This is a genomic window from Nocardioides sp. (assembly GCF_036274455.1).
Lineage (GTDB): Bacteria > Actinomycetota > Actinomycetes > Propionibacteriales > Nocardioidaceae > Nocardioides.
Map to the genome: position 1 here is coordinate 1 of NZ_DASUFR010000040.1, position 9,418 is coordinate 9,418.

Annotated in this window: 9 protein-coding genes and 1 other RNA gene; 6 read left to right on the forward strand and 4 right to left on the reverse strand. The window is 69.5% G+C overall.

Annotation, left to right across the window (positions count from 1 at the left end):
• Window positions 1–277 precede the first annotated feature (277 nt).
• Window positions 278–2,044, forward strand: a complete 1,767-nt coding sequence (locus tag VFV89_RS03800; protein WP_329704572.1) for a hypothetical protein — start codon at window positions 278–280, stop codon at window positions 2,042–2,044.
• A gap of 30 nt (window positions 2,045–2,074) precedes the next feature.
• Here the strand turns inward: VFV89_RS03800 and VFV89_RS03805 are convergent, their stop codons facing one another.
• Window positions 2,075–3,055, reverse strand: coding sequence for a hypothetical protein (locus VFV89_RS03805; RefSeq protein WP_329704573.1), 981 nt, complete (start codon window positions 3,053–3,055; stop codon window positions 2,075–2,077).
• 521 nt (window positions 3,056–3,576) lie between these two features.
• Between VFV89_RS03805 and VFV89_RS03810 the strand changes: the two genes are divergently transcribed.
• From VFV89_RS03810 to VFV89_RS03820, 3 genes are all read left to right on the forward strand, one after another.
• The gene (locus VFV89_RS03810) at window positions 3,577–3,768 is read left to right on the forward strand and encodes a hypothetical protein (RefSeq protein ID WP_329704574.1); all 192 of its coding nucleotides are present in this window, start codon (window positions 3,577–3,579) and stop codon (window positions 3,766–3,768) included.
• Between the two features lie 328 nt (window positions 3,769–4,096).
• The gene (locus tag VFV89_RS03815) at window positions 4,097–4,609 is read left to right on the forward strand and encodes a SigE family RNA polymerase sigma factor (RefSeq protein WP_329704575.1); all 513 of its coding nucleotides are present in this window, start codon (window positions 4,097–4,099) and stop codon (window positions 4,607–4,609) included.
• Window positions 4,606–5,697 (forward strand): hypothetical protein, encoded by a 1,092-nt coding sequence (locus VFV89_RS03820; RefSeq protein WP_329704576.1) that lies wholly within the window; start codon window positions 4,606–4,608, stop codon window positions 5,695–5,697. Before VFV89_RS03815 ends, VFV89_RS03820 begins: the two co-directional genes overlap by 4 nt.
• 361 nt (window positions 5,698–6,058) lie before the next feature.
• Here VFV89_RS03820 and ssrA read toward each other — a convergent pair.
• Window positions 6,059–6,427, reverse strand: a transfer-messenger RNA (tmRNA) gene (ssrA, locus tag VFV89_RS03825).
• Between the two features lie 100 nt (window positions 6,428–6,527).
• Here ssrA and VFV89_RS03830 point away from each other — a divergent pair.
• Together VFV89_RS03830 and VFV89_RS03835 are read left to right on the forward strand one after the other, a co-directional pair.
• Window positions 6,528–7,088 carry an RNA polymerase sigma factor gene (locus VFV89_RS03830; RefSeq protein WP_329704577.1) on the forward strand — a complete coding sequence of 187 codons (561 nt, stop codon included), beginning with the start codon at window positions 6,528–6,530 and terminating at the stop codon, window positions 7,086–7,088.
• Complete coding sequence (locus VFV89_RS03835) at window positions 7,085–8,152, forward strand: hypothetical protein (RefSeq protein ID WP_329704578.1); 1,068 nt, start codon at window positions 7,085–7,087, stop codon at window positions 8,150–8,152. Before VFV89_RS03830 ends, VFV89_RS03835 begins: the two co-directional genes overlap by 4 nt.
• On the opposite strand, the gene VFV89_RS03840 is transcribed toward VFV89_RS03835, so the two are convergent.
• The gene (locus VFV89_RS03840) at window positions 8,142–9,074 is read right to left on the reverse strand and encodes an amidohydrolase family protein (RefSeq protein ID WP_329704579.1); all 933 of its coding nucleotides are present in this window, start codon (window positions 9,072–9,074) and stop codon (window positions 8,142–8,144) included. The two genes, VFV89_RS03835 and VFV89_RS03840, sit on opposite strands and share 11 nt — an antisense overlap.
• Window positions 9,067–9,418, reverse strand: a 352-nt coding sequence (gene smpB / locus VFV89_RS03845) for an SsrA-binding protein SmpB (RefSeq protein WP_329704580.1), incomplete at its 5' end; no start/stop codon positions are given. The genes smpB and VFV89_RS03840, both read right to left, overlap by 8 nt.

A 9,418-nucleotide genomic window follows, 5' to 3' on the forward strand; every position in this document is an offset into this window, starting at 1 on the left:
GGGCAAGTCGACCCGGCGTGGTGCCAAGGACGCCAAGGACTCCGCCAAGGGTTCGCTGTCGCGGGTCGACACGAAGTCGATGCGGAAGGCGGCACGGCGTACTCGCAAGAAGGGCCGGTCGTTCGTCAAGCAGCAGCGCAAGCGGTTCGCCTGACGGTCCGCTAGGCAGCCTGTGTGCAGGCGGCCACTACGCCCACAAGAGCGATGCGCCGCCGGGCGGCGCCAACCTAGGATCGCCGGGCCGCGTCTCGGGGTCGGCCCGCTTCCTAGGAGACCCATGACGCTGCCACGAGGCCACCGAGGCCGCACCTTCGTCGCCCTGATCGCCCTGAGCACCTGCGGCGCGCTCGGTGTCGTCGGCACGCCGCTGGTCGCTGAGGGCGCGCGCGCCGCGACCAGACCGATGCATGTCTCCGCTGCACCGAGCACACGACCGCCCACGACAACGATGCTGAAGAAGGTGCCCGCCCTCCGGGTCGTCCCCAAGCCGGCTCGCGACAGCAAGACGGCGTCCATCGGGTCGGCGGGCGGGCGGATCCGGGTGACCACTCCGTCGCACGTCTCGGCAACCCTGGACATACCCGCAGGTGCGCTCGCCTCGGAGACCACGATCACCGTGACGCCTCTCAAGGCGGTCAAGCGCGTCCCGTTCGCCAAGGGCATCGCCGGAGCCGTCCGGCTCTCGCCCGAGGGTCTCGTCCTGGTCAAGCCGGCGAGGCTCGTGCTGCACCCGCGGCACGCCGTGCGGCGTCAGGTGCAGACAGCGTTCGCCGCCACCGGCGACGGGCATTCCTTCCACATCTATCCGTCCCGCTCCGGCCGGAGGATGACGCTCTCGATCCGGCACTTCTCGGTGTACGGCGAAGGTGCGGCGACTCGGGCGGAGCAGCGCCGCGAGGGCAAGCGGGCGCAGACGAGCCCGGGCGCCGCCGTGGAGCGTGACATGGCGGTCTCGGCATCCGACCGACGTCTCGCGGCCGACCTCGAGGAGCTCGCGCAGCAGGCCTCCGACGAGATCGACGCCGCCATGAGCGACGACTCGAGGGCCGGACACGCGGTGGACCTGACCCTCACGCTGGCCGAGGAGCTCGAGCTGGTCGGCTGGAGCTCAGATGTCCTCGCGCTCGGCGACCAGCTCCCGGGCTCGGTCGGCGGCCACCTCCGCCAGCTGCTGGAGCACATCCGCAGCCTCTTCCCGGACGAGTTGCTCAACCACGCCCTGGCCGCGTCACTCGCGAGGTGTCGCGTCGAGCAGACCCAGGCCTCACGCGACGACGTCCTGTCCGTGCTGGAGCTGCAACGACTCCTCGGCTCGACCAACGCGATCGACCTCAGCATCCTCGACCAGTGCTTCGGCTATGAGCTGGTCTACACCCACGTCAGCTCCGGCTCGGTGCACTACACCTACGACCACAGCGACACGACGTACACCGACACCGGCGACTACAGCGAGTCGCGTGACGTGCGGTTCTCGGCCAGCGCGCCCCTCGCGATCGAACCTGGCGCCACCACGTTCGGTGGCACCGCCGCGCTTCCGTACGCGTCCAGCACGTGGTCCTCGCTCGAGCACAAGCACAGCAACCGGCCGCTCGCCTATCCCGACTTCTGCGACTCGACCATCACCGACACCCTGACTGCTCACGCGGCGGGGACGCTGGTGGCGACCGACTTCGTCCTCGGCCCGGGCGTCAGGGGCAAGGTCAGCCTGGTCGGCCTGTCCGACACCTGGCACCACGACTGGGAGGTCAGCAGCGGACCGTGCGGGTCGGTGGTTCAAGACGGCGTCCAGAACCACGCACTCGAGAGTGTCGCCGTCGAGCACACCAGCGCCGGGGACGGCGTGAAGTACACCTACGACTCGACCACGGGGGACCTGGTGGCCGTCTCGCTCACGATGGCGTCGGGCTGGACCGCCGGCACGGCGCAGCCACTCAGCACCGGTGTCGTCGCGACGAAGTCGGTCTCGGGCGTCGAGCGCGACCTGAACGGCCAGCCCGGCATCCCCTTCACCGACACCTTCCAGATCGTCAAGACCACACGCTGAGCCGTCGGGTCGCGTGACCGGCTCAGGTCCTCAGTGCTTGACCTTCGCGGTCGCCGCGCTGCGCTTCGTGATCGGTTCGTAGCCCGCCTGGGTCCCGGTCACCCGCACGGTGATCCGCTTGCCGGCGTGGGAGGCCTTCAGCTTGAGCTTCTTGCTCTTGGCGCCGGAGATGGCCTTGCCGTTGGCGTACCACTGGTAGCTCAAGACGGTGCCCGGGCCCCAGGAGCCGGCCTTGGCGGTCAGCTTCTTGCCGACCTTCGGGGTGCCCTTGATCTTCGGCTGGGGCGGCGGCGCGAGCGTCCCCGGGGCGACGTTCGGCGTGGTCGCACTGGTGACGGAAACGGTGGGAAGACCGGTCCTGGATCCCGTCACCTTGACGGCGATGACCCGGCCGAGGTGGGTGGCCGTGAGCGGCAGGGACTGTCCGGTCGCGCCCGGGATCGGGGTGCCGTCGGCGTGCCACTGGTAGGAGAGAGCGACCCCGGACGGCGACCACGAACCCGGCACGGCGCTGAGCACCATGCCGACCTTCGCCGTGCCGGAGATGGTCGGCGTCCCGGGAGTGATGACCGAACCCGCGCACCCGGTGCCACCGAGCGGGGTGCTTCCGGTCAGGACGATGCCGGCCCCGTCGAGGGAGACCCGCCAGTCGAAGACGTCACCCGCAGTGGGCGTGTACGCCCCGAAGCTGAGGTGCGACTTCAGGACCTCGTAGGTGTTCGCGGTGTGGCCCGCGCCGTCGGTGGTGGTGTTGTTCAGGGTCTGGACGAAGTCGTTCATGCCGGGTCCGTAGTTGTGCCGGCCGGCGACGAAGCCCGCGGTGTTCGTGTTCAGGCCGTCGAAGCTGTAGTCGACGACCACGATGTCGATCTGCTGACCGTTCTCGGTCCTGCAGTCGAGGTTGATCGTCCAGGTGCCGGACGGCGCGGCCGAGGCCGGTGACGCCCCAAGCAACGCGACTGCCGCAGCGAGCGCCGTGGCGACGGGGACGAGGATGCGCAATCGGGCCACGACAGCTCCCAGGGTCGTCTAGCACGGACAGCGACGAGGAGCGCTCGGCTCCCGGCCGTGATACACGGGGTGACAATCTCGCCCTTGCCGCCGGCCCGTCAAGACTGTCCAGATGGCTCCTGGTGCTCTCGCGCGTCGTTGGCGAACGACTACCAGTCCGCTTCGTTCACCAGCGACACCGACCAGATCGTCACGTTCTTGCGCTCCATCGACGACACCCTCGGCGCGGCCAGCTCGTACGCGACCGCGGTGGGCCTGGATCGCGATGCTGTGGTTCACGACGGGCCTGGCGCTCCTGCTCCGGCCGTACGACGGCGAGCTGCCCTGGCGGTCCGCGTTCCTCGCGGCGGCCGGCGTCGTCAGCGTCGTGTCTGGGGCAGATCGCCTCCTGGGACGCAGCGGCCTATCGCTCCGAGGACATCGACCCGCAGGTCGCCCGCTACGCCTTCGACCTCGGCAACCTGTCGTTCGCGAACGGATGGGTCGCGACCGGCGCGGTGGCGCTGTGCGTCGGTTCGATCATGCTCTCCGGTGCCGCCCTGCCGAGCTGGCTGGGCTGGTGGGCTGTCCTGGCCGGTGCCGGTCAGGTGCTCGCCCGGGCCATCTGGACCACCGACATCGCCTTCGTCCCGTTCACGGCCTTCTGGATCTGGACGGCCGTCGTGTCCGGCCCCCTGCTCACCCGGCGGTTGCTTCGCCACGACCCGGCCTGACCGAAGGCGTGATACTCGCTCCATGCCGGCAGGGTCGGAACGCGATCAAGCGCGATCCTTGCGACGCCTCGAGTCGATGCCGTCGGTGGCATCTGGGCGAGCTCGCCGATGCGGTTGTCGCGTCAGAGTGGTGTATCGCAGGGTGTACACGGCGCGGCCGCTGTCGCTGATCCGCATGTCGATGGTGCCTCGATGCCGCTGTATCTGCCGGTGCCGCGCAGAATCTGGCCGGTAGCCGAGAGTGTGCCACCCCGACCTTCGAGTTCGACGCATGGAACCGCCACACATCGGCGATGCTGAGCGTCTGGTGGACATGAGGGGTATGGAGATGACGCTCGAGGCGGCGGACTTCACCGCCTTCGTGCGGACACATAGCCGATCGCTCTACGGGACGGCGTACCTCTTGACCGGCAACCCCGATGCTGCCGAGGACCTGCTGCAGGACACCCTGGCCGCGCTGTTTCCCAAATGGACGCGGGTTGCCGAGGCCGAGCGGTCCGTCGCCTATGTCCGTCGAGCCCTGGCCAACAGGTTCATTAGTGCGCGCCGCCGGCCATCCGCACGCGACCTGGCGGTGTGGGAGCTGCCGGACGGCCCTGCCGACCTCGACGTGGCAGTGCTCGTGGCTGATCGAAGGCTGCTCTGGCAGCTGCTGCTGACCCTCCCGGAACGGCAACGCGCCGCGCTCGTCCTGCGCTACTTCCACGACCTGCCGGACGCCGAGATCGCGCCGGCGCTCGGATGCCGAGAGGTGACAGTACGAAGTCTCATCAGTCGCGGTCTCGCCACCTTGCGTACACGCGTCAGCGAGACGGAGCGACGAGGAAGTGAGCACCGATGACCGAGACGACCGAACTCGAGCGAGAGCTGCGAGCCGCCCTGTCGGAAGCACACTCCGCCGCGCCAGAGCCGCCCGGATTGGCGGAGCGTCTGGTCGCCGCCGCGACGTCGGGCCCGTCGATCACACCGGGTTCGCGCGTTCGAATGTCTCGCCGATGGTCACGTCCGCTGGCGGCAGCAGTCGCCGTGCTGGCACTAGCCGTGGGCATCGACGCCATCGTCACCTCCCAACGCGACGACGACTCACAGCCGGCCACCACGAACCCCGGGCTGACTACGCCGTTGATCGCGCCCGAGTCACTGCTGGACGTCCGCAAGCTCGGCTTCCACGTCGCACCAGTGCACGGCATCGAGGTGTCTGACTCCTGGGGCATCGACAGCGACGCGCAATGGACGGACGTCTTCGTGGGCGATGATGCGCGCTGGGCGGTCGTGAAGGTGTACTACCAGGGCAGGTCCCCCAAGCCACCGACCGGAACGAGCGAGGACGTCACCGTCAACGGGCTGCCGGGCACCTACACAGAGAAGGTCAGGTCGGGCCTCTACACAGCCCGACTCATCTGGCGGTACGCACCGGACTCGTGGGCCGAAGTCGGGATAAGCGGAGACGGGGTGCCACCGCCGGATCTGCGTCAGCAGTACCTCACGGTGGCGGAGGCCGTTCAGTCCGGCGGCCAGGCCCTGCTTCTCCCGGTCCGCTTCGACTCGGCGCCCGCATCACTGCCGTTGATCTCGAAGGCGGACCGCGTCACCGGCGAATCGAGCGGCGAGTGGACGATCCATGTGTGGGTCGACGACGTCATGGTCTCGGTCTCCAACGCCGTGGACCTGAGCGAGTGCGTCGGCGACGACGGGGAGCCCCAGACCGCAGAGTTCACCTACCGAGGCCACCGCGGCTGTGTGGTCCCGACCGGTGGCCAAGAGCGAGTAGTGCTTCACCTCGACGGGGTCGATGTCACCTACGACTTCGACCCGAGCCGTAACCGGCCCCTCGAGGACATCAAGCAACTGCTCGACGGCGTGACGGTCGTCCCCCCCTCTTACCACCGGACGGCATGGTTCGACCTGAAAACCGCTCTGGGCGGCTGAGCACCAGCTCCCTCGAGGGAGAGGCAGAGAACCCTCCGGGTCCACCGAGGGAAGGAACCCTTCCTGATGCGCGGCTGGCGTCGGGACCATGCTCCCATCGCGCCCGATGGAGGGCCTTCGGTGATCGCTATCGAAGAGTGCTCGAGCCGTGGTACACACAACCCGACCTCGACCCAGACCTCGCGACAACATCCGGTCTATGCCGCCGCCCGGGCGGAGCCCGACCGCCCTCCGGGCGGAGCCGGCGACCGCTAACGGCCGCAGGCCCGGCGCCGCGGAGCGCCGGGCCTGATTGTTGCGAAGTACGTGCCGCGATTTCCGCGAACACTTCGTTGTTCTTGTGTGGTTGTTGTGTGTGTGTGTGTGGAGCTGGCGGGAATCGAACCCGCGTCCTCGAGCGCCGAACCAGGTCTTCTCCGGGTGCAGTCTGCGATGGCGTTTTCTCGGCCCCGGCGCTCGCTCAGACACGTCGCCGACAGGCCCAGTCAGGTTTGAGTCCTGGTCACCCCTCCTGACTGGAGGTGAGCAGCAAGTCTCCTAGATGACGCCAGGGTCCGGGCCGGAGACGGATACCCGGTCTGACGCTTCGATCACCGCTCAGGCGGCGAGAGCGAAGGAACTGCGCTTAGCGTTGGCAGTTGTGGTTTCCAGCGGTCGTTTACGAGATGTCGCTGGCTCCTCGACCCGCTTCCCCTGGAACTAGCGTCCCAAGTCGAAACCGATCAGCCCCTCTTGAGTTGTGACTCCATCCTAGGTGGTGAACCGCGGCCGGCCCCACGGGATTCCCGGTCGGTGTCATCCTGAGCAGAGCCTGTGGCGAGGTAATGGTCATGAGCGAGGTGTCCCGGACGGAGGTCGCGGCGCCGCAGCGCGCCCTGAGCGCCGCGCGCCGGGGCAGCTTCGAGGAGTTCTACACCGCCGAGCTCCCCCGGCTGGTCGCGCTCGCCCGCGGGCTGGCGCCGGCCCACCTCGCCGAGGACGTTGCCCAGGAGGCGATGCTGGTGGCCTACCGGCGTTGGCGCGAGGTGTCCGAGCTGGAGCGCCCGGACCTTTGGATACGCCGGACCTGCGCCAACCTCGCCGTCTCCCAGTTCCGCCGCCGCCTGGTCGAGCTCCGCGGCGTCGCTCGGCTCGCCGGCCGCCGCCAGCCAGCCGTCGAGCTCAGCGACTCCAGCGAGGACTTCTGGTCCGCGGTCCGCGCGCTCCCCCAGCGACAGGCGCAGGCCGCCGCGCTGCGCTTCGTCTACGACATGCCGCTCGCCGAGATCGCGGCCACCCTCGGCGCCACCGAGGGCACGGTGAAGCAGCACCTCAGCCGGGCCCGCAAGGCACTCGCGACCACGCTCGGCGCCACCACCGGCACCACGACCGGGGAGGTGGAGGACCGATGACCGACCTCGACACGCTGGCCCGCGCCGCCGCCACCGAGCTGCTGGACCGCACCACCCCGGACGTGAGCGGCCGGTACGCCGAGCTCAGGCGCGTCCGCGCCCGCCGTACCGCTGCCAAGCTGGTCGGCGTCGTCGCCGCCGTCGCGGTCGCGGCCGGTGGCTGGCGGCTCGCCGCCGGCGGCGACGGCCGGGTCGAGCCGGCACCGCCGCCCAGCGGGGTGCACAACGGCGACCTGATCGGCATCGACTGGGACGCGCCGGGAGATATGCGCTGGTGGACCCTGATCGAGGGTGAGGGCCCGGCACCGTCCCGGCCGGACGACCTCGGGCGCTACGCGAGGGTGCGGTTCACACCGGACGGGTCCTCGTTGCTCTACCCGGACAGGGAGGGACGGGTGGTCGCGACCCGGCTGCGGGACGGTCATCGAGAGGTGCTGGCGGACTGTCCCGAGCCGGACTACTGCGAGGCGAGCCTGTCCCCGGACGGTCGCGTCGTCGCGATCTCGGACCATGGAGGAGTCCGCCTCCAGCGCGTGGGCGCGACGAGGTCCGAGCTGTTGAGCATCGACGGTGCGGACTTCACGGCCTCGCCCAGCTGGTCCTCCGACGGCACGGAGATCGCGTTCTCCACCGAGGACGGTGTCTTCGTGGCGGCCGCTGACGGCAGCAGCGTGCGCGCCGTTCACCTCTTTGCACAGCGCGGGTGGTACTACGTGCCGGTGAGCTGGTCACCGGACGGTTCGCGCATCGCCTTCTTCGACCTGGAGAGGTGGGGTGACAAGGCGACGGGCGGCAACTTGTACCGCTACAACGTGGAGTTCACCGCCATGACCGCCCGGCCCGACGGAAGCGACCCGCGCGTGCTGCACCGGGCCGGGCGTTGCTTCTGCACCAAGGCTCCCCAACCGGCGCTGGCCTGGAGCCCGGACAGCAGCCTGGTCGCCGTGTCCACCACCCTGAGGGCACAGCCGGGGGCATACGTCGTCCAGCCCGACGGCACCGGGTGGCACCAGGTCGGCAGCGGCTACTACGACGCGTTCGCCTGGCAGCCGGTCATCGACTGAGGCCGAACAGCCCGACGCCGTTCTCCCAGCAGACCGCGCGCAGCCAGTCGTCACCGAGGTCCAGGCGGGCCAGCCCCTCGAGCTGGTGGACGTAGGGATAGGGGATGGTCGGGAAGTCGGTGCCGAGCAGGATCTTGGGCTGCAGGTCGGCCAGGTGAGGCACCAGCCACTCCGGGTAGGGCATGCCGAAGAAGTCGGTGAACACCATGGTGGTGTCGAGCCGCACCCGCTCGTGCTCCTCGGCCAGCCGCAGGAAGCGGACCACCTCTGGCGCGCCCATGTGCGCCACGATGATCGGCAGCCGCGGGTGCCTCGCGAGCAGCCGCTGCATCGAGTCCGGCCCCGTGAACTGGTTGCCGACGGGACCGGACCCGGCGTGAACGATGACCGGGACATCGGCGTCCTCGAGCACGCCCCACACGTCGTCGAGGAGCGGGTCGTCGAGGTGGAACTCCCCCACCTGCAGGTGCAGCTTGAAGACCTCGACGCCGTCGCGCACCAGCGTCTCGACGTACGACGTCACGCCCTCCTCGGGGAAGAACGTCGCGGACCAGAGCACGTCGGGGTAGGACTCGGCGAAGGTGCGCGACCACTCGTTGAGGTACGCCGCCACGCCCGGCTTGTGGGCGTAGGGCAGCGTCGAGAAGCGGCGCACGCCCATCTCGCGGAGCAGTGCGACGCGGTCCTCGTGGGAGGCGCGGTAGCGGATCGGCCACTCGCGGCCGATCTTGGGGCCGGCATTGTCGAAGACGTGCCAGACCGCCTTCTGGATGTTGGGCGGCAGGAAGTGCACGTGCACATCGAAGAGCCCGGGCAGCCCGAGCCCCTCCCAGAAGGTGCGCACCGCAGCGACGTCCTCGCTCCGGTCGGGTGCCTCCGCTGTGGTGGTCTCGACGGGCTCGACCCGGGGGGGTTCAGTCATCCCGTCCCTTCAGGCGGCGACCCACCGCCTGCTCGGTCTCCCGGTTGGCCTGGCGCTCGGCGAGCGCGTGCCGCTTGTCCCACGACTTCTTGCCGCGGGCCAGCGCGATCTCGACCTTGGCCCGGCCGTTGAGGAAGTAGAGCGAGAGCGGCACGACGGTGAACCCCTTCTCGTTGACCCGCCGCTCGATCTTGTCGAGCTCGTCGCGGTTGAGCAGGAGCTTGCGCTTGCGCCGGGCCGAGTGGTTGGTCCAGGTGCCCTGGGAGTACTCCGGGATGTGCACGCCGTGCAGCCACGCCTCGCCGCCCTCGATGTCCACGAACCCGTCGACCAGCGACGCCCGG